Annotated in this window: 18 protein-coding genes; 5 read left to right on the forward strand and 13 right to left on the reverse strand. The window is 69.5% G+C overall.

Annotation, left to right across the window (positions count from 1 at the left end; all coding sequences use genetic code 11):
• Position 1: 1 nt before the first annotated feature.
• From ACTJI8_RS06350 to ACTJI8_RS06360, 3 genes are read right to left on the reverse strand one after another with little or no spacing between them, the layout of a single operon-like run.
• On the reverse strand, positions 2-892 hold the full coding sequence (locus ACTJI8_RS06350; RefSeq protein ID WP_440732575.1) for a metal ABC transporter permease: 891 nt from the start codon (positions 890-892) through the stop codon (positions 2-4).
• A complete protein-coding gene (locus tag ACTJI8_RS06355; RefSeq protein ID WP_440732576.1) occupies positions 889-1,734 on the reverse strand; it encodes a metal ABC transporter ATP-binding protein in 846 nt (281 codons plus the stop codon). The genes ACTJI8_RS06350 and ACTJI8_RS06355 overlap by 4 nt, the downstream gene beginning before the upstream one ends.
• Entirely contained in the window at positions 1,731-2,657 is a 927-nt protein-coding gene (locus ACTJI8_RS06360; protein WP_440732577.1) for a metal ABC transporter solute-binding protein, Zn/Mn family, read from the reverse strand. Before ACTJI8_RS06360 ends, ACTJI8_RS06355 begins: the two co-directional genes overlap by 4 nt.
• A gap of 49 nt (positions 2,658-2,706) precedes the next feature.
• Here ACTJI8_RS06360 and ACTJI8_RS06365 point away from each other — a divergent pair, with 49 nt between their 5' ends.
• Both ACTJI8_RS06365 and ACTJI8_RS06370 read left to right on the forward strand, forming a co-directional pair.
• Entirely contained in the window at positions 2,707-3,456 is a 750-nt protein-coding gene (locus tag ACTJI8_RS06365) for a helix-turn-helix domain-containing protein (protein WP_440732578.1), read from the forward strand.
• Positions 3,453-4,025 (forward strand): dihydrofolate reductase family protein, encoded by a 573-nt coding sequence (locus ACTJI8_RS06370; protein WP_440732579.1) that lies wholly within the window; start codon positions 3,453-3,455, stop codon positions 4,023-4,025. The genes ACTJI8_RS06365 and ACTJI8_RS06370 overlap by 4 nt, the downstream gene beginning before the upstream one ends.
• 55 nt (positions 4,026-4,080) lie before the next feature.
• Here ACTJI8_RS06370 and ACTJI8_RS06375 read toward each other — a convergent pair whose 3' ends face one another.
• The 4 genes from ACTJI8_RS06375 to ACTJI8_RS06390 form a co-directional block, all read right to left on the reverse strand.
• Positions 4,081-5,760: a glycoside hydrolase family 13 protein gene (locus tag ACTJI8_RS06375; RefSeq protein WP_440732580.1), complete on the reverse strand. Its 1,680-nt coding sequence runs from the start codon at positions 5,758-5,760 to the stop codon at positions 4,081-4,083.
• A gap of 104 nt (positions 5,761-5,864) precedes the next feature.
• Positions 5,865-6,752, reverse strand: coding sequence for a carbohydrate ABC transporter permease (locus tag ACTJI8_RS06380; protein WP_440732581.1), 888 nt, complete (start codon positions 6,750-6,752; stop codon positions 5,865-5,867).
• The gene (locus ACTJI8_RS06385; protein WP_440732582.1) at positions 6,752-7,663 is read right to left on the reverse strand and encodes a carbohydrate ABC transporter permease; all 912 of its coding nucleotides are present in this window, start codon (positions 7,661-7,663) and stop codon (positions 6,752-6,754) included. Before ACTJI8_RS06385 ends, ACTJI8_RS06380 begins: the two co-directional genes overlap by 1 nt.
• A complete protein-coding gene (locus tag ACTJI8_RS06390; RefSeq protein WP_440732583.1) occupies positions 7,660-8,970 on the reverse strand; it encodes an ABC transporter substrate-binding protein in 1,311 nt (436 codons plus the stop codon). The genes ACTJI8_RS06385 and ACTJI8_RS06390 overlap by 4 nt, the downstream gene beginning before the upstream one ends.
• A 144-nt stretch (positions 8,971-9,114) precedes the next feature.
• On the opposite strand from ACTJI8_RS06390, the gene ACTJI8_RS06395 reads away from it, so the two are divergent.
• The gene (locus tag ACTJI8_RS06395; protein ID WP_440732584.1) at positions 9,115-10,401 is read left to right on the forward strand and encodes an ROK family protein; all 1,287 of its coding nucleotides are present in this window, start codon (positions 9,115-9,117) and stop codon (positions 10,399-10,401) included.
• Between the two features lie 26 nt (positions 10,402-10,427).
• Here ACTJI8_RS06395 and ACTJI8_RS06400 read toward each other — a convergent pair whose 3' ends face one another.
• The 4 genes from ACTJI8_RS06400 to ACTJI8_RS06415 all read right to left on the reverse strand — a co-directional run bounded on the left by ACTJI8_RS06400 (position 10,428) and on the right by ACTJI8_RS06415 (position 15,427).
• Positions 10,428-11,777, reverse strand: a complete 1,350-nt coding sequence (locus ACTJI8_RS06400) for a dihydrolipoamide acetyltransferase family protein (protein ID WP_440732585.1) — start codon at positions 11,775-11,777, stop codon at positions 10,428-10,430.
• A gap of 126 nt (positions 11,778-11,903) precedes the next feature.
• A complete protein-coding gene (locus ACTJI8_RS06405; protein ID WP_440732586.1) occupies positions 11,904-12,908 on the reverse strand; it encodes an alpha-ketoacid dehydrogenase subunit beta in 1,005 nt (334 codons plus the stop codon).
• A gap of 106 nt (positions 12,909-13,014) precedes the next feature.
• On the reverse strand, positions 13,015-14,139 hold the full coding sequence (locus ACTJI8_RS06410) for a thiamine pyrophosphate-dependent dehydrogenase E1 component subunit alpha (RefSeq protein ID WP_440732587.1): 1,125 nt from the start codon (positions 14,137-14,139) through the stop codon (positions 13,015-13,017).
• A 220-nt stretch (positions 14,140-14,359) separates the two neighbouring features.
• Entirely contained in the window at positions 14,360-15,427 is a 1,068-nt protein-coding gene (locus tag ACTJI8_RS06415) for a histidinol-phosphate transaminase (protein WP_440732588.1), read from the reverse strand.
• A 152-nt stretch (positions 15,428-15,579) separates the two neighbouring features.
• Here ACTJI8_RS06415 and ACTJI8_RS06420 point away from each other — a divergent pair, with 152 nt between their 5' ends.
• A complete protein-coding gene (locus tag ACTJI8_RS06420; RefSeq protein ID WP_440732589.1) occupies positions 15,580-15,984 on the forward strand; it encodes a phage holin family protein in 405 nt (134 codons plus the stop codon).
• A 48-nt stretch (positions 15,985-16,032) separates the two neighbouring features.
• On the opposite strand, the gene ACTJI8_RS06425 is transcribed toward ACTJI8_RS06420, so the two are convergent.
• Positions 16,033-17,529 (reverse strand): hypothetical protein, encoded by a 1,497-nt coding sequence (locus tag ACTJI8_RS06425; protein WP_440732590.1) that lies wholly within the window; start codon positions 17,527-17,529, stop codon positions 16,033-16,035.
• A 5-nt stretch (positions 17,530-17,534) separates the two neighbouring features.
• On the reverse strand, positions 17,535-17,780 hold the full coding sequence (locus ACTJI8_RS06430) for a hypothetical protein (RefSeq protein ID WP_440732591.1): 246 nt from the start codon (positions 17,778-17,780) through the stop codon (positions 17,535-17,537).
• Positions 17,781-17,988: 208 nt separating this feature from the next.
• On the opposite strand from ACTJI8_RS06430, the gene ACTJI8_RS06435 reads away from it, so the two are divergent.
• The gene (locus ACTJI8_RS06435; protein ID WP_440732592.1) at positions 17,989-18,492 is read left to right on the forward strand and encodes a low molecular weight protein-tyrosine-phosphatase; all 504 of its coding nucleotides are present in this window, start codon (positions 17,989-17,991) and stop codon (positions 18,490-18,492) included.
• The last annotated feature ends 10 nt before the right edge of the window (positions 18,493-18,502 follow it).

An 18,502-nucleotide genomic window follows, 5' to 3' on the forward strand; every position in this document is an offset into this window, starting at 1 on the left:
ATCACGGCCGGTTGACCGCCGCCGCGGTGCCGGCCGTCGAGCGCACCACGCGATCCCGACGGGATCCGATCGCGCGGCAGACGAGGTAGATCACGAACGAGACCGTCGTGATGTAGGGGCTCACCGGGAGTGTGCCCATCACCGCCAGCAGGATGCCGCCGACCGCGGACACCACCCCGAACACGGCCGCCAGCACCGGAACCGACAGCGGGCCCGAGCGCACCCGCATCGCCGCGGCGGCCGGGGTCACCACGAGCGCCATCACCAGCAGCGCGCCGATGATGTGCACCGCGACCGCCACGACCAGGCCGAGCAGCAGCATGAAGGCGAACGAGACCCCGACCGTGGGGACACCGCGAGCGGCCGCGGACTGCGGGTCGAGCGAGTCGAAGCGCAGCGGCCGCCAGATGAGCAGCAGGCCCAGCAGCACGAGGGCGCAGATCCCGGTCAGCCAGCCCAGCTGGTCCGACTGCACCGAGACGATCTGGCCCGTCAGCAGGCTGAACCGCCCCGCGGCGCGCCCGTTGTAGAGCGAGAGGGCGAGGATCCCGATGCCGAGGCCGAACGGCATCAGCACGCCGATGATCGAGTTGCGATCGCGTGCGCGGGCACCCAGCCAGCCGATGATCGCGGCGGCGATCAGGGATCCGACGATCGAGCCGGTGACGACGTCGACGCCGACCAGCAGGGCGACGGCGGCGCCCGCGAAGGACAGCTCGCTGATGCCGTGCACCGCGAAGGCCATGTCGCGCTGCATCACGAAGACGCCGATGAGGCCGCCGACGAGACCGAGCACGGCTCCCGCCCAGACCGAGTTGGAGACCAGCGCGAGGATCTCGCCGTACTGCGACAGACCGCCGAACATGGCCTGGCCGATGTCCGCGAGGTTCATGCGTGCAGCTCCTCATCCGGGCCGTCGTGGTCGTGATGGTGCGCGGCGGACTCCGCGTCGGGCGCGCCGACGACGACGAGCCGGCCGCCGACCTCCGAGACGAACACGGGCACGCCGTAGAGATCCGAGAGCACTCGCGTGGTGAGCACCTCGTGCGGGGTGCCCAGCGTGAACCGCCCGTTGGCCAGGTACAGGATCCGGTCGACGATGTCGAGCACCGGGTTGATGTCGTGGGTCACCAGCAGCACCCCGGCGCCGGTGCGGCGGTGCCGGTCGATGAGCTCCACCACTGCTCGCTGATTGGCCAGGTCGAGGCTGGTCAGGGGCTCGTCGCAGAGCAGCAGTCGCGGGTCATCGGCGAGCGCCTGGCCCACGCGCAGCCGCTGCTGCTCGCCGCCGGAGAGGGTGCCCGCGGGACGGTTCGCAAAGGAGGAGGCACCCACCGCCGCAACCAGAGCGTCGATCCTGGCGCGGTCGCCGCGGCGCGGGATCGGCAGGCCGAACCGGTGCCCGTCGACGCCGAGCGCGACCAGGTCACGACCCCGCAGCGACGTCTCGGCCGGCAGCGGACGTGCCTGCGGGAGATAGCCGATGCGGCGGTTCCCACGTCGGCGCACCGGCTGCCCTGCCGCCTCGATGGTGCCTTCGGAGAGGTCCTGCAGCCCGAGGATCGCGCGCAGCAGGGTGGTCTTGCCGGTGCCGCTGGGGCCGAGCACCGCGACCAGCTCGCCCGGGGCGACGTCGAGGTCGAGTCCGCTCCACAGCTCCCGGTCGTCCCGGCGGATGCCGGCGCCGCGGATCCGCAGCAGCGGAGCGGCCGGAGAGGCAGCGGGAGAGGTCACTTGTCGAGATTACGCGAGAGCGTGTCGATGTTGTCCTTCATCCAGGTGAGGTAGGTCTTGCCGTCCGGAACGAGCTCGGTGACCTCCTGGACGGGCACCCCCCTCTCCTTCGCGACACCGATGATCTTCGTGGTCTCGGCACCGCCGGCCTGGGCGTTGGCGAACAGCGCCTTGACCTGACCCGACTCGACGAGGTTCGTCGCCTCCAGCAGGGTCGCGGGCGGCACGTCCTGGCCCTCCTCCACCGCGTGGCTGAACGCCTCGGGGGTCACATTCACCAGGCCCGCCGCCGCCGTCAGGTACAGAGGAACGGGCTCCGTGACGAAGATCTTCTCCCCCTGGTGCGCACCCTTGATCGTCGCGAGCGAGGAGTTCAGCCCCTCAATGCCCTGCTGGAACGTCGCGAGGTTCTTGTCGAAGTCCGCCTTGTGCGCCGGGTCGATCCCGCTCAGCTCGTCGGCGACCTTCTTCGCGACGTCCTCGACGACCGCCGTGTCGTACCAGACGTGCTCGTTGAAGCCCTCGGCGGTCTTCATCCCGTCCTCGCCCTTCGGCCAGCTCGGCGCGAACGTCACCGCGGTGACCACCGGCGCCTTGCTCCCCGACTTCGAGACCAGGTCGCCGAAGAAGGCGTCGTAGCCGCCGCCGTTCTCCAGGATCAGCTTCGCCCCGCGCACCTTCAGCTGATCGGCGGCGGTGACCTCGTACTCGTGCGGATCCTGCGACAGGGACGCGATCACGGAGGTGACCTCGACGTGCTCGCCGCCGATCTCCTTCGCAATGTCGCCCCAGACATTGGTCGAAGCCGTCACCGCGATGGTCCCGCCACCGGACGACGATCCAGGGTCCGCCGTCGCGGAGCAGCCCGCGAGGGCGAGGATGGATGCGGTGGCGAGCGCGAGGGCGGCGAGCGGTTTCTGCATATCTCGAGCGTACGGTAAATGAGAATCATTATCAAAACGGAGAAGAAGGATGTCGACGGGGCTCGAGTTCGAACACCGGTCGTCCGACTCACCGCTGATCGAGCAGGTCTGGCGGAGCAGGAGCACCGGCGCAACGACGATGATGTCGGTGGCGCGTGCGCACTGGGACCTCGTGTTCTGGGAGGACTCCAAGGGCCTCCATGCCGGCGTGCAAGGCCCCGAGACCCGGGCCTCTGAAGCACCTGTGCCCCAGGGTGCGTCTTTCCTCGGGGTGCGGTTCGCGCTCGGCACCCGGCTCAGCGGATTGTCGCCCTCATCGCTCGTCGATCGCTTCACGACGTTGCCCATCGCGTGCGGCGAGGTCCGCATCGGTCCGGATCAGGTCCGCCTCCCTCGTTACAACGATGCCGAAGACTTCGTCGAACTGCTGCTCCGGCGCGAGCTCGTCCTGGTGAGTCCGCTCGACGACGCAGCGGTGAGCTCCCGGACGCGTCAGCGTCGCTACCTTCACGCGGTCGGCATGCCCTTTCGCACCGTGCAGCAGATCGCGCGTGCTCACGATGCCGCCGTCCTACTCCAGCACGGTCGGGCGCCTGTCGACGTGGTGCAGGAGTGCGGCTACTTCGACCAGCCGCACCTCGCGCGTTCCGTGCGCCGATTCATCGGCAACTCCGCCGGAGAGCTCGCTCGCGAGTCACCCACCATGATGCCGCTGTCGTTGCTGTACAAGACGAGGAAGGAACTCGCCGGGTACGTTCCACATAAGAGCCCCGAACCCTCAGCGAGGAGAGAACCGTGAGCCAGACCTCTGCACCGACCACACGTCGCGTCGTGCTGTACGAACTGATGTCGATCGATGGCTTCGCTGATGATCCGGGAGAGGGCGAGTGGCTGCGGGACACCGGGACCGGGATCGGCGACTTCCTGGCGGAGACCATCTCGACGCAGGACGCGGTGCTGCTCGGGCGGCGCACCTACGACAAGTGGGCGCCGTATTGGCCGACTTCGACGGTGCAGCCCTTCGCGGACTTCATCAACGGCACACCGAAGTACGTGTTCAGCTCCTCACCCCTGGAGCCGGCATGGTCGCACTCGTCGCACGTCACCGGATCACCGGCCTCGTTCGTCGCCGATCTCAGGAATCAGGCCGGCGGCGACATCGGCATTCACGGCAGTCTGTCCCTTGCACGTGAACTGATCGCCGCCGAGCTCGTGGATGAGATGCGGCTGATCGTCGCTCCGAGCCTGGCCGGACGCGGGAAGAGACTGTTCGGAGACGATCCGGACGGCGTGCTGCAGCGCTTCGAGCTCGACACGGTCGATCGGTCCGGCGGCTGCCTGCTGCTGCGCTACCTGCGCATCGCGTGAGTGCAGGCGAGGACGGAGCGCGGACCCCGCGAGGGGCCGCGCTCCGTCGTCCGCATCAGCCCCGCAGCCAGACCGTGCTCTCCCCCGGCACCGCACCGTCGACGAGCGCGCCGAGCACCGGCTCCTCCCCGGCGGCGAGCGCGAACGGCTCCGTGCCGAAGTTCGTCACGACCTGCCACCCGTTGGGGCGGGCGAAGCGCAGCACGTCGTCACGGCCGGTCTCGATCCACTCCAGGGTCTCGCCGGTCTGCAGCTCGTGGCGCAGCGCGAGCGCCCGACGGTAGGCGTTCAGCGACGACGACGGATCCGCATCCTCCGCCTCGACCGCGTAGCTCGCGAACCAGGCCGGCTGCGGGATGTGCGCGCTGCCGGTGCCGAATCCGAGCGATGACCCGGTGCTCGCCCACGGCAGCGGCACACGGCAGCCGTCACGTCCCAGGCCATCGCGCTCCGGATCCGCGCCCCTGAAGAACGCCGGATCCTGCCGGTCCTCGGCCTTGATGTCGGCGACCTCGTGCAGGCCGAGCTCCTCGCCCTGGTACAGGTAGGTACTGCCGGGCAGGCCGAGCAGGAACAGGGATGCGGCGAGCGCCCTGCGGCCGCCCCGCTCCAGATCGACCTGATCCGCGGGTCCGCCGGCGAGGATCCACGCCGAGCCCTGCTTGACCTGCCGACCGTTGAGCGGCTCGAGGCCGTAGCGGGTGGCGTGCCGCACCACGTCGTGGTTGGAGAGCACCCAGGTGGAACTGGATCCGGTCGCCTCGCTCTGCGCGAGGTTGTCGGTCACGATGTGCCGGAACTGCGCGGCGTCGAAGTCGGCCTCGAGCAGGTCGAAGTTGAACGCCTGGCCGAGCCCCTCGGGCGTCGCGTACTTGGCGCGCCGCTCCGGGGTTGCGACCCACGCCTCGGCCACGGCGATGCGCGGAGGGTCGTACTCGTCGAACACGCGACGCCATTCGCGGTAGATCTCGTGCACCGCGTCGCGATCCCACAGCGGGTGCTGGCCGGTCGTCCGGTCCATCGCGTCGAGCTCGGCCTGACTGGGCAGCACCGCCGGCAGATCCTTGCTGAGGCCATGCGCGACATCGATGCGGAAGCCGTCGACACCGCGGTCCGACCAGAACCGCAGCGTGTGCAGGAACTCGGCGTGCACGTCGGGGTTGTCCCAGTTGAAGTCGGGCTGCTCGGTCGCGAAGTGGTGGAAGTACCACTGGCCATCGCCGACCGGCTCCCAGGCGGGGCCGCCGAAGACGCTCGTCCAGTCGGCGGGCGGCAGCTCGCCGTTCTCGCCGAGTCCGTCGCGGAAGATGTAGCGGTCGCGCTCGGGCGACCCCTTGGGGGCGGCGAGCGCGGCCTGGAACAGCGCGTGCCGGTCGGAGGAGTGGTTCGGCACGATGTCGACGATCACCTTGATCCCGTGGGCGTGCAGCGCCGCGATCATGTCGTCGAAGTCGTCGAGGGTGCCCAGGCGCGGATCCACGTCGCGGTAGTCGTCGACGTCATAGCCGCCGTCGGCGAGCGCCGACGGGTAGAACGGGCTCAGCCACACGGCGTCGACGCCGAGCCCGGCCAGGTAGTCGGCCTTGTCGGTGACGCCGCGGATGTCGCCCAGCCCGTCGCCGTTCGAGTCGGCGAAGCTGCGCGGATAGACCTGGTAGACGACGGCCTGGCGCCACCAGGCGGCGTCGGCGGATCCGAGCGCGGGAACTGCGGTGGCGAGGACTGCATCGGTCATGGAAAGGAGCTCCTTCGGTGTTGCGGTCTGACGGGCGGGTGCGCCCGACGCGGAGGCGCCGGCCCGGGCGATCGGCCGTTCGATCGTCCGGGCCGGCGGGTCTGTCAGCCCTTGACGGCGCCCTGGGTCACGCCCTCCATCACCCAGCGCTGGGTGAACAGGTAGGCGACGATCGCGGGAGCCATCGCCATCAGGTAGGAGGCGAAGGCCACGTTGTAGTTGCTGCTGAACTGATTCTGGAACAGGTTCTGCCGCACCGGGAGGGTCTGCAGCGCCGGATCCGAGATGATCAGCGACGGCATCATGAAGTCGTTCCAGGCGTAGAGGAACGCGAAGATGCCGACCGTGGCGCTCATCGGGCCGAGCAGCGGGAAGATGATCCGCCAGAACGTCTGCCAGGTGCTCGCGCCGTCGATCCGCGCGCTCTCCTCGAGCTCGAGCGGGATCGAGCGCAGGAATGCGGTGAACAGAAGCACGCTGAAGCTGAGCTGGAACATCGTGGCGAGCAGGATCACGCCGAACGGATTGTCCAGATGGGTGAGCCCGGTGAGCTGGATCTGCGGCAGCGCCACCACCGGGAACGGTATGAACATCGCGGCCAGCAGGTAGAAGAACGAGTACCGGAACAGCCGGTGGTCCCAGTTGCGCACGATCGCGTACGACGCGAACGCGGCCAGCACCACGGTCAGGAACACGGTGCCCGCGGTGACGAGCAGCGAGACCCCGGCCCCGACCGGGAACTTGGTGAGGTCCCAGGCCTGCGTGAACCCGTCGACGCTGAACGGCGCCGGGAGCGAGAACGCGTTGCCGTCGACCGCCTGCTTCGACGTCTTGAACGCCATGGAGATCGTGGCGTACAGCGGGATCAGCACCGTGACGGTGCACAGGATCAGGATGATGGTTCCCGACCAGTTGACCCGCTCGATCTTCACGCGCGGCTTGCGGCCGACGGTGGTGAGGGCCTCGGTGGTGAGAAGAGTCTGCGTGGACATCAGAGTGCGTTCCTTCCGCGGGTCACGGACAGCTGCAGCAGGGAGATCAGGATCGCGACGATGAAGAAGATCGTCGCGTTGGCCATCTGATAGGCGTAGTCGCCGCCGTTGAAGCCGGCGATGATCGTCATCGCCACACTGCGGGTCGCGGTGCCGGGACCACCGTCGGTGAGGCCCTTGATGATGTCGTACGCGTTCAGGAAGCCCTTGAATCCGAGCACGATGTTGATGACGAAGTACCCGGCCACGAGCGGCACCGTGATCCGGGTGAGCTGCTGGAACTTGCTCGCCCCGTCGATGTCCGCCGCCTCGTAGACGTCCCCCGGGATCGAGAGCAGGCCCGCGATGTAGATGAGCAGCGTGCCGGGGATCGCCTGCCAGGCGGTCACGATCACGATGCCGACCCAGGCCAGATCCGGATTCGCCAGGATGCTCGTCGACAGCCACGGGATCCCCGTCGCCGTCCCGAGAGCCGGGATCGAGTTCGAGAACAGGAAGTTGAACACGTAGGCGATGATGATGCCCGAGATGACCATGGGGATCACGAAGATCGCCCGCAGGCCGGTCTTGAAACGGATCCGCGAGACGAGCCCGACGGCCAGCAGGAAGGCGAGCACGTTCACGACGATCACGGTGGCGATCGAGAACCCGAACGTGAACAGGTAGCTCTGCAGAATGGCCGGATCGCTGAACGCGGCGATGTAGTTGGTGAACCCGTTGAAGCTCCAGGTGCCGATCCCGATCGAGTCGGTGAAGCTGAAGAAGATGCCCATGACGGCGGGGACGGTGATCGCCAGCGTGAACAGCACCAGCGTCGGCAGCAGGAACAGATAGTAGATCGGCTCGATCCGGCGGCTGCTGCGCCGGATCTTCCGGTCACCGCCCGTCACGATGGTCGTCGTCGTGCTCATTTCGCGGTGCCCTTCGTGTCGCTCGGAAGCTTCGGGGCGAGGAAGGCGGCGCGCGCCCAGTCCGCGTCCATCGTGCTCAGGGTGTCCTTGACGTCGCCCCCGAGGGCGATCGCCTGGACGTAGTTGAAGACCGGGATCGTCTTCGGCACCAGCACCGAAGCCCCCTGGTAGACCGCGCCCTGGTCGTAGTACGGGATCATCCCGGCGATCCGCGGATCGTTCGGCATGGTGGCGTCGGTGGTCGGTGCGAAGCCGAGCTGCGCGGCGTTGTATGCGTCGATCACGGACGGCTGGTAGAGGTAGGCGAGGAAGTCGCGTGCAGCCTTCTGGTGCTTGGATCCGGTGGGGATCATCGCGGCGAGGTCCATGTTCACGCGGACCTTGAGATCCTTCGGATCGTTCGTCATCGGCAGCGGGAAGGTGCCCAGCTGCAGGTCGGGGGACGTCTTGGCGATCTCGCCGAACGCCCACGGCCCCTGCAGATACATGGCGCCCTGACCCTTCGCGAACGCGAGGTTGCCGTCGACGTAGGCCTGGCTCCCTGCGTTGGGCTGGGTGTAGTTCTTGATGAGCTGCGTCATCTGGTCGACCGGCTTCGCGAAGTCCTTGGAGAAGGACGTCTGCGAGTTCGGGCCGACGTTCGTGCCCTCCTCGTTCATCTTCTTGAAGAAGTCCACGACCGGCACCTCACCGCCGACGGCATAGTCGTACCAGCCCTGACCGATCGTCCAGTTGTCCTTGAACGTGCCGTAGAACGGGGTGACCCCAGCCGCCTTCAGGGTGTCGCTCGCGGCGATCAGCTCGTCCCAGGTCTTCGGCACCTCGATGCCGTACTTCGCGAAGATCTCCTTGTTGTAGATCACCGAGGCGGCCATCACCGAATACGGCAGCACCGTCGTCTTGCCGGGGCAGATGCCGTACTGGTCCAGCAGCGGCTGCAGATCCTTGCGGATCCGTCCTGCCTCCTCCGTGTCTGACAGGTCGGTCAGCGCGCAGCGCTGCACGAATCGGGCGACCTCGAAGTTGTAGTTCGCCAGCATCAGGTCCGGCGGGTTGCCGCGGACGAAGCTGGCCGAGACCACGTCCACGCCCGACGTGTCGATCTCCACCCGCACCTTGCTCTGCGAGGCGTTGTAGTCGTTCACGACCTTGGTCATGAAGTCGATCGCCTCGCGCTTGCTGAACGTGAAGCGGACCGTCTCGCGACCGTCTGCCGGCGCGCAGCCGGCTAGGGCGGTGCCCGCGATCGTCAATGCCGTGATGACGGCGAGCACTCTCGCCGTCCGCGTTCTCTTCCCAGACACCATCGTCCTCGTCCCTTCCGGCGGATCCACCGCTCCGCGGCCTGAGAGCCGGCGGCGCGATCCTTGTTCCGGAGATTAGATTTTGTTCCCGAATCAACTCGGGCAAGGGATACTCTGACAGAGGTCCACCCGAGAGGTCAAGCACGAATGCCGAGATCCGCCGCGCCCGACACGGCACCCGACGTCGCCCCCGACGCCGGTCCCGAAGTCGCGCTCGTTGCGGGCCGCGACGCCCCCGCCACGCCCGCCGTCAGCCGGCCGAGCCTCGGCCAGGTGCTCGACTTCGCGTGGGGTCGCGGGCCGTTCACCGCCACGGAGGCGATGGCCGGTGCTTCGCTCACCCGTTCGACCACGATCGACGCGATCGACACCCTCGTCGCGGCGGACGTGGTGCGCGAGCTCCCGAACGCCCGCGACGCCGGCGAGTACTCGGGCGGACGCCCCGCCCGCAGATTCGAGCTGCCCGCCGACCTCGGCGCCGTGATCGCCCTGGACGCCGGCGACACGCACCTCGGCGTGACCGTGACCGACCTCGCGCGCACCCCGCTCGCGCACGTGCGCACCGACCTGGATCGCCAGCACACGGTGGGTCAGCGCCGGACCGCCATCCTGAAGCACCTCGACGCGGCGCTGTCCGCGAGCGGCGTCCCCCGCGACGGCATCCTCGCCCTGTGTGCCGGCGTCGCGGCTCCCGTGGCACGCAACGGTTCTTCCCCGCCCCACCCCGACGGCTTCTGGGAGCGCACCAACCCCGGCCTCGCCGAGCTTCTCGCCGGATGGGCGCCCGTGGTCGAGATCAAGAACGACGCCGTGCTCGCGGCCGCCGCGGAGGGCGATCTGGGCGAGGCCGTCGGGTGCCGCGACTACATCGCGCTCATCGCCGGCGAGCGCTTCGGCGCGGGCGCCGTGGTGGACGGGCACATCCTGCACGGCGCACACGGCGGCGTGGGCGAGATGGTGCTCTTCGACCACGTGCGCGGGGTGGACTCCGCGCACGGCCTCGGCCCCACGATCACGCGTATCGCGGACGAGCTGCTGGACTCCGGCGACGCCGAGGCCGACGGCGCTCTCGCCGCGCTCGCCACGGAAGGGCTCCGGGCGGATCGCATCCTCGCCCTCGCTGCAACCGGGGATCCGGACGCGGCGAGGGTGGTGCGCGAGACCGGCGCCTATCTGGCCCGGGTGGTCGCCGTGCTCGGCAGCACCTACGACCCCGAGCGCGTGATCATCTGCGGGGCGATCGCCGAGGACATCGAACCGGTGCTCGACGCCGCGCGCGACGTGCTGCGTCCGCTGCTGGACCTGCCGGCGCCGGCGATCCTGCGCTCACGCCTCGGCGCCGACATCGTGCTCGCGGGCGCGGTCTCCACGGCCCTCGCCTCAGCGCGCGCCGTCGGCCTGCCCCAGCTCGTGGCGCAGAGGCTGCACGGCTGAGGCGAGCCGGGACGGCTGCGGCCGCGTCAGTCCACCAGCAGCGCGGGCTCCTCGAGCACGGCGGCGACGTCGGCGATGAACCGGCTCATGCCGTCGCCGTCCACGACGCGGTGGTCGAAGGATCCGGCGACCGTGGTCACCCAGCGCGGGCGCACCTCGCCGTCGACGACCCAGGGCTTCTGGCTGATCGTGCCCATAGCCACGATGCCGGCCTCGCCCGGGTTGATGATCGGGGTGCCCGCGTCCATCCCGAACACGCCGATGTTGGTGATCGTGATGGTGCCGCCCTGCTGGTCCGCCGGGGTGCTCTTTCCGTCGCGCGCGGTCAGGGTGAGCCGGTTCAGAGCGCGCGCGAGGTCCTTCAAGCCCAAGTCCTGTGCGTCCTTGATGTTCGGCACGAGGAGGCCCCGCGGGGTGGCCGCGGCGATCCCGAGGTTCACGTAGTGGCGCACCGCGATCTCGGCGCCGTCAGCGGTGTCGATCCAGGCGGCGTTGACCATCGGGGTGCGGCGCACGGCCCAGATCACGGCGCGGGCGACGATCAGCAGCGGCGACACCTTGATGTCGGCGAAGTCGGGTGAGGCCTTGAGCCGCTTGACGAGCTCCATGGTACGGGTCGCGTCGACCTCCTTCCACACTGTCACGTGCGGGGCGGAGTAGGCGCTCTGCACCATCGCCGAGGAGGTCGCCTTGCGCACGCCCTTGACCGGGATCGACTCGGTGCGGCTCTCGTCGGCGCCGGCGCGAGCGGGCGAGGGCGCGATCCCGCGAGCCAGACCGACGGGTGCCGGCTGCGGCGCGGGCACGGTCTCCTCGCGCACGTCGCCCCATTCCGGGGTCTGGATGTTGCGGAACACGCTGGCCTGCTCGGCGTGCTTCATCACGTCGTCGCGGGTGACCTCGCCGTCCGCCCCGGAGGGGGTGACCTGGGTGAGGTCGACGCCGAGATCGCGCGCGAGCTTGCGGATCGGCGGCTTCGCGATCACCCCGACCGAGGAGCGCACCGGGCGCTCGGCGGGACGGCGGCGGCGCGAGGTCGCCTCCGCACCGGAGCCGTAACCGACGAGCACGGATCCGGATCCCTCCTCCGCCGGCGCAGCAGCGGGAGCCGCGGCGGGGGCGGCCGGCTCGGCAGCCGAGGTCAGGAACGTGATGATCGGGGTGCCGACGTCGATCGTCTTCCCCTCTGGCACGAGCAGCTCGCCGACCGTGCCGGCGTGCGGCGAAGGCAGCTCCACGAGCGACTTGGCCGTCTCGATCTCGCAGATCACGTCGTTGACGGCGACGGCATCGCCAGGGGCGACCCGCCACGTGACGATCTCGGCCTCGGTCAAGCCCTCGCCGACGTCCGGCAGGGTGAAGGTCTGGGTGCTCATCAGAGTTCCTTTCGGAGGGAATCTCTCGGTCGGAGTGTGCCGAACTCAGTCAGTATCGTGCGGATTCGACCGCGACGGGCGGAAGCCGACCAGATCGACTGAGTTCGGAACCCCCGGAGGAGGTCATCAATACGCCAGAGACCGGTCGACGGCCTCGAGGATCCGGTCCGGATCCGGCAGGTAGGTGCTCTCGAGCTTCGCCGGCGGGAACGGGGTGTCGTAGGCCGAGACCCGCAGCACCGGCGCTTCGAGGGCGTAGAACGCCCGCTCCATGACGGTCGCCGCGATCTCGCTGCCGAGGCTCACGAATCCCGGCGCCTCCTGCGCGTAGACCATGCGGCCTGTGGAGCGCACCGAATCGAGGATGGGGCCGTAGTCCACCGGCGACAGGGAACGCAGGTCGACGACCTCGCAGCTCGTGCCCTCGGCCTCGGCGAGCGCCGCGGCCTGCAGCAGGGTCGACACCATGGCGCCGTGCCCGACCAGGGTCACGTCGGATCCGCGGCGCACGACGCGCGAGGCGTGCAGCGGCAGCGCCGGGGCGGACAGGTCGACCTCGCCCTTGGGCCAGTACCGGCTCTTCGGCTCGAGGAAGATCACGGGATCGTTCGACGCGATCGCCTCCTGGATCATCCAGTACGCGTCGTTCGGGGTGGACGGCGAGACCACGCGCAGGCCCGGGGTGTGCGCGAAGTAGGTCTCGGGGCTCTCCTGGTGGTGCTCGACGGCGCCGATGTGCCCGCCGTAGGGGATTCGGATCACGATCGGCATCGAGACCCTGCCCTCGTGCCGGGCCGTGATCTTCGCGAGCTGCGTGGTGATCTGGTCGAAGGCGGGGAAGACGAAGCCGTCGAACTGGATCTCGATGACGGGGCGGAACCCGCCCATCGCCAGGCCGATCGCGGTGCCGACGATGCCGGACTCGGCGAGCGGGGTGTCCAGCACGCGCTGCGGGCCGAAGTCGCGCTGCAGGTGCTCGGTGACGCGGAAGACACCGCCGAGTGCGCCGATGTCCTCGCCCATGAGGAGCACCCGGGGGTCGTCCTCCATGGCCTTGCGAAGACCCGCGTTCAGAGCCTTGCTGAACGGCATCGTCTCGATGCCGGTCCGGGTCGTGTCCACGGTGGTCATGCGCGGGATCCCTTCACGATTGCAGGACGATTGCAGGAATCCAGGATGGATCCGCCCTCAATCTCCTGCAGAGTGCGAATCATCCTCGATTCCGAGACGCCAGCGGTCATGCGCCGGCCCCGAACGAAGCCTCGTACTGCGCCTGCCAGGCCTTCTGCTCGGCCATCAGCGGGTGCGGGTCGCTGTACACGTTGTCGAAGATCGCCTCGGCCGTCGGAGAGCCGAGAGCGAGGGTGCGCACGCGCAGGTCTTCGGCGGCGTCCGCGGCCTCGGACTCGACGTCGGCGAAGAAGGATCCGGCGGCTCCCCGGTGCTCCAGGTAGGCGCGCATGCGGGCGATCGGGTCGCGCAGCGCCCACTCCTGCTCCTCGTCGCTGCCGCGGTACTTCGTGGGGTCGTCGCTCGTGGTGTGCGCTCCCATGCGGTAGGTGACGGCCTCGATCGCGCGCGGACCCTGGCCGGTGCGCGCCTCGTCCAGCGCGCGGCGGGTGACCGCGTAGCTCGCGAGCACGTCGTTGCCGTCGACGCGGATCGACTCGATGCCGTATCCGGCGCCGCGCTGGACGAGCGGCACCCGGGACTGGGTCGACACCGGCACGGAGATCGCCCAGTGGTTGTTCTGCAGGAAGAACACCTCGGGGGTCTGGTAGCTCGCCGCGAACACCATCGCCTCGTGCACGTCGCCCTGGCTGGAGGCGCCGTCGCCGTAGTAGACCATCACGGCCTGGTCGCGGTCGACGTCACCGGATCCGCACTTGCCGTCGAAGACGATCCCCATCGCGAGGCCCGTCGCATGAAGGGTCTGCGAGCCGAGCACGAGCGTGTAGATGCGGGTGTTGCCGTTGCGCGGATCCGTCGGATCCCATCCCCCGTTCGAGGTGCCGCGCATGAGCTTGATGATGTCGACCGGATCCACGCCGCGGATGCGGGTGACGGCGTGCTCGCGGTAGGAGGGGAAGATCGTGTCCTGCGGGCGCGCGGCGCGGGCGGATCCGACCTGGGCGGCCTCCTGCCCGCGGCTCGGCGGCCACAGCGCGAGCTGGCCCTGGCGCTGCAGGTTCGTGGCCTGGGTGTCGATCGCGCGGATCGCGACCATGTCTCGGTAGAGCTGCTCGAGCTCGCCGTCGGGCAGGGCCTCGATGAGGGGCAGGTACTCCTCCGCGGCGGGGTTCGGAGCGAAGCGGCCGTCGGCATCGAGGACGCGGACGGTGGGGATATCGGCGTCAGTCACCTTGTCTACGGTAACCGAGCTTTCCCCGTCTGCAGTGGAGGGTGCGCACAAACGATCCCGAGGCGTGTGTGACGATCCCCACGGACGCATGCGGGCGCGCGGATATCCAGGTGTCCCACGTATTAATGCCAGGTCCCCCTAGCTTTTTACATGGACGGCCTTGCATCGTTCGGATCCTCGGATCCCGCGCATCCGGTCCGCGGATGCGCCGCCCTCACGATCAGCGCTGGGCAGCGGCCACGGCGAGCACGCGGGGCAGCGACTCGGCCTCGCCGACCGAGATGCGGATCCCGTCTCCGGGGAACGCCCGCACGATGAGGCCGGCCTCCTCGAAGGCCGCAGCGACGTCGGCGGTCGCCTCGCCGGTGGGCAGCCAGACGAAGTTGCCCTGGGCGTCCGGCACGTCCCAGCCCTGTGCACGCAGGCCCTCGACGAGCTCGGTGCGACGTTCGACGATCACTGCGACGCGGGCGCGCAGCTCGTCCTCGGCGTCGAGGCTGGCGATCGCGGCGCGCTCGGCGGCAGCGGTGACCGACAGCGGGATCGCCGTGGTGCGGGCCGCGTCCAGCACGCGCGGGTGACCGATCGCGTAGCCGACGCGCAGGCCGGCGAGTCCGTACGCCTTGGAGAAGGTGCGCAGCACGACCACGTTGGGGTGTGCCTCGAAGATGCGCTCGGCCAGGCTGTCGACGGCATCGGGCGCGGTGACGAACTCGGCGTAGGCCTCGTCGAGCACGATCAGCACGTCCCGCGGCACCTTCGCCACGAACGCCGCGAACTCGGCGCTGGTCACGATGGGACCGGTCGGGTTGTTCGGCGTGCACACGATCACCACGCGGGTGCGCTCGGTGATGGCGGCGGCCATGGCGTCGAGATCGTGACGGGCATCTGCGGTGAGCGGCACCTGCACCCCGGTCGCCCCGGCCACCAGCGGCAGCCCGGGGTAGGCCTCGAACGAGCGCCACGCATAGACGACCTCGTCGCCGACCGTCGCCGCAGCCAGCACGAGCTGGTACAGGATCGCGACGCTGCCCGAGGCCACGTGCACCGCATCGGGCGCGACGCCGTAGCGCTCGCCCAGCCGTGCGCGCAGTGCTCCCGCGGTCGCGTCGGGATAGCGGTTCATCGGCGTCGCGTCGACGAGCGCGGCGAGGACCGAGGGCAGCGGCTCGAAGGGATTCTCGTTGCTGGAGAGCTTGAACGCGTCGGCACCGGCCTGCTTGCCCTGACGGTACGGCGGGAGGGCCGCGATCTCTTCGCGGATGCGGGGCAGGATCTCTTCGCTCACGGGTCGAGTCTAGATCTCCTGACGGGCGGGACACCGGGGTCCCCGCTGCCGCAGACGCCGGCGTCGAGCCGATTCTGCCGGCGGATCCGTCGGCGGGCGGCCGGTCCGAATCTCCCCGGCGGATCCCGGGTTCGGATGCGAGAATCGGCATCATGAGGTTTCTCATCCGCGTCATCGTGAACGCCTTCGCCATCTGGGTCGTCAGCCTGATCACCATCCTGGAGGTCACGGTCACCCCTTACCCGCCCGGCGGGATGGTGCCCCTGCTGGTCACGCTGCTCGCGATCGGAGCGGTCTTCGCGATCGTGAACACCATCGTCGGCACCGTGGTGAAGATCGTGGCGATCCCGCTCTACATCCTGACCCTCGGGCTGATCTCGCTCGTGATCAACGGATTCCTGCTCTGGCTGGCCGCGTGGATCACCGGCTTCTGGGGCTGGGGGCTGCACGTCGGCGGGTTCGGCTGGACCATCGTCGCCGCCCTGCTCATCGCCATCATCAACGCGGTCTTCAACGCGATCCTGCGCCCTCAGCGCCAGCGCGACCGCGACCGCTGAGGCGGCCCCCGGGGCGGCCCCGCCCTCGCCTCGGCAGTCGCCCGCCGGTCACTTCGCTCCGGGCACACGCGTCGCCGTGAAATCGGTGGAGTCGGTCAGCGCGGCGCCCTCGTAGACGGAGAAGTGCTCACGGATCGCGTCCATCCGCGGATCCCCGGACTGCTCGGCCAGGCGCACCGTCTCCTGGTACGCCGAGAGCTGATGCGCCGGCATGGTCAGGTCGATCCCATGCCCCGGCAGGGTCGTGCGCGTGATGACCAGCCCCTGCGACGATCCCAACCCGTCGGGCCGTCCCCCTCCGGCGAGCCCGGCGACCGGATCGTCCGTGTGCCGGACCGCGACGTGGTCCACGTTCTCGGGCAGCGCGGGCTCCGTCGGCGACCCGACCGTGTACACGCCCTGCACATCGAACTGGCCGGACTGCGCGACGAGATCGACGTTCATGCCGCCCTGCGAATATCCGACGAGGTCGACCGGCGTCGTCTCGTCAGCACCCGCCGCATGCAGTGCCGCGACCGTCGCCTTGTACGAATCGGACTCCTTCCGCTCGACGTACGCCTGGACGTTCGAGTTCATGTCCCAGGGCTCCGACGCGGGCTGTCCTGGTCGGGTGCCGTCGACGTAGGCGACGAACCGCGAGGATCCGTCGGCCAGCGCGTACTTCTCGACGCGCACCTGGGGCGCCTGGCCATACGGAATGCGGGCGACGGCGTCGCCCAGGGTCGCCGGCGCCGTCGGAACGGGGAGTGCACCGGGGCTCGCGCCCGCACCCCCTGAACTGCTCGCGACGAATCCGGGGGTGCGCGTGCGACTGAGCAGCAGGTCTCCGGGGCGCGGTCCCGCTGCGCCCCTCCCGGGGGCACCGGGACCGGCGGCGCCGTCGACCAGCACCACCCCCGGTGTCGGCATCAGCGGCACGCGCGGTGTCTGTCCCATCCTCGGCGCCACCGACATCAGCAGAAGCAGCGCCCACTGGGAGAGCTCAGCCTCGGCCGCCCCTGCGTTCAGCAGCGCGAGGCGCAGGGCCGGGCTCAAGGTCGAGAGGATGTCCCAGGCCGTCCCGCTGGTCTCGCTGAGCGGGCTTCCCGGCGTCGCCGTGAAGCCTTCGAATGCCCCCTGGGCCCAGGTCTTCAACAGCTCGCGCCGGGCCTGAACCAGGCGCGGGTTCTGCGCGAGGATCTCCTCGATCCGATGCTGCGAGCGCTTCACGAGTTCCGGATCCGTCACGCCCGACATCTCACGCTGAGCGCGGAGCTCGGCGATCTCGAAGATGTCGGCCATGGTCGCGGTCTCACTCGCGAGCTCGTCCAGTTCGGCGCCGACCGCGTCCAGGCGGTTCGCCGCGGGCCACACCGGCATGGTCGCGCCATACCGTGACCCTGGCGGCAGGGCCGACGACTGCAGGATCGCCGGGATCTCCAGCAGTTCCTCCCGGGCGACCTGGACGGCGGCGGAGTCGGCGCGCATGCGGCCCGCCATCGCCCGCAGGTCGTCGGGATCCACGGCGACGATCCCGCCATGCGTGATCTCCACGTCGCTTCCCATTGACGTCACCCCGCCCGCAACCCGGACTGGATCGACTCCAGCTGGTCGAGCACGCCGACGAGCTCACGCTGCTGCGCGGCGCATCGCTCGAGCATCAGCTCGATCGCGCGGGCCTTCCACGCGCAGTCGGCCGCGAGCGCGCACAGATCGGCGATCGCGCGATCCAGCCGCTCTCGCGCGCGGTCGCAGCGCAGCATGGCCTCCGCGAGCATCCAGGATCCTTCGGCAGTGACGGGAGCGATGGCGAACATGACAGCGACTCTGCCGGAGGCCGAGTCCGCGCAGGACGAGGTTCCCGTGACCCGTGCAGAGCCCGCGGATCCCCTGCCTTGTGGAGGACGAACGGCGCGCACTTCGCCACCCGCGCTTCGCCGCCTGCGTTCCGCCGCCCCGCTCCGCCGCGCCGCGCTCGGCCGCCCGACTCGTTACGGCACGGACTCGTTACGGCACAATGGAGCCATGACCGAGTCGGACCCGTTCCGCGTGATCTTCGTGTGCACGGGCAATATCTGCCGGTCCCCCATGGCGGAGGTCGTCTTCCGCGACATCGCCGCCAAGCAGGGCCTCGGCGACCGGATCGTGTCGACCAGCGCCGGGACGGGCGACTGGCACGTGGGCGAGCAGGCCGACAGTCGCACGATCGACTCCCTGGCCCGCCGCGGCTACGACGGAACCAAGCATCGCGCGCGCCAGTTCACCTACGACTCCTTCGCCGAGAACGACCTCGTCGTCGCCCTGGACCGCACTCACGAGCGGATCCTGAAGCAGTGGGCGCGCGACGAGTCGGAGGAGGGCAAAGTGACCCTGCTGCTCTCGTTCGAGCACAATCCGACCGTGCTGGATGTGCCGGACCCCTACTACGCCGACGCCCGGGTGTTCGACGAGGTGCTCGGTATGATCGAGAGAGCGAGCCACGGCCTGTTCGGCCAGCTCGAACCCGCCATCCGACCGCCGCGTCCGTGACGTCCCTCGC

Source organism: Microbacterium sp. 22303, assembly GCF_052045265.1.
In the GTDB taxonomy this organism is placed as follows: domain Bacteria; phylum Actinomycetota; class Actinomycetes; order Actinomycetales; family Microbacteriaceae; genus Microbacterium.

What these genes read in the sequence shown, in the direction of transcription:
- ACTJI8_RS06420 (WP_440732589.1), top strand. Translation starts at nt 15,580, where the DNA reads ATGAGGTTTCTCATCCGCGTCATCGTGAACGCCTTCGCCATCTGGGTC.
- ACTJI8_RS06425 (WP_440732590.1), bottom strand. Translation starts at nt 17,529, where the DNA reads ATGGGAAGCGACGTGGAGATCACGCATGGCGGGATCGTCGCCGTGGAT.
- ACTJI8_RS06350 (WP_440732575.1), bottom strand. Translation starts at nt 892, where the DNA reads ATGAACCTCGCGGACATCGGCCAGGCCATGTTCGGCGGTCTGTCGCAG.
- ACTJI8_RS06405 (WP_440732586.1), bottom strand. Translation starts at nt 12,908, where the DNA reads ATGACCACCGTGGACACGACCCGGACCGGCATCGAGACGATGCCGTTC.
- ACTJI8_RS06435 (WP_440732592.1), top strand. Translation starts at nt 17,989, where the DNA reads ATGACCGAGTCGGACCCGTTCCGCGTGATCTTCGTGTGCACGGGCAAT.
- ACTJI8_RS06395 (WP_440732584.1), top strand. Translation starts at nt 9,115, where the DNA reads ATGCCGAGATCCGCCGCGCCCGACACGGCACCCGACGTCGCCCCCGAC.
- ACTJI8_RS06390 (WP_440732583.1), bottom strand. Translation starts at nt 8,970, where the DNA reads ATGGTGTCTGGGAAGAGAACGCGGACGGCGAGAGTGCTCGCCGTCATC.
- ACTJI8_RS06360 (WP_440732577.1), bottom strand. Translation starts at nt 2,657, where the DNA reads ATGCAGAAACCGCTCGCCGCCCTCGCGCTCGCCACCGCATCCATCCTC.
- ACTJI8_RS06365 (WP_440732578.1), top strand. Translation starts at nt 2,707, where the DNA reads ATGTCGACGGGGCTCGAGTTCGAACACCGGTCGTCCGACTCACCGCTG.
- ACTJI8_RS06400 (WP_440732585.1), bottom strand. Translation starts at nt 11,777, where the DNA reads ATGAGCACCCAGACCTTCACCCTGCCGGACGTCGGCGAGGGCTTGACC.
- ACTJI8_RS06385 (WP_440732582.1), bottom strand. Translation starts at nt 7,663, where the DNA reads ATGAGCACGACGACGACCATCGTGACGGGCGGTGACCGGAAGATCCGG.
- ACTJI8_RS06375 (WP_440732580.1), bottom strand. Translation starts at nt 5,760, where the DNA reads ATGACCGATGCAGTCCTCGCCACCGCAGTTCCCGCGCTCGGATCCGCC.
- ACTJI8_RS06430 (WP_440732591.1), bottom strand. Translation starts at nt 17,780, where the DNA reads ATGTTCGCCATCGCTCCCGTCACTGCCGAAGGATCCTGGATGCTCGCG.
- ACTJI8_RS06380 (WP_440732581.1), bottom strand. Translation starts at nt 6,752, where the DNA reads ATGTCCACGCAGACTCTTCTCACCACCGAGGCCCTCACCACCGTCGGC.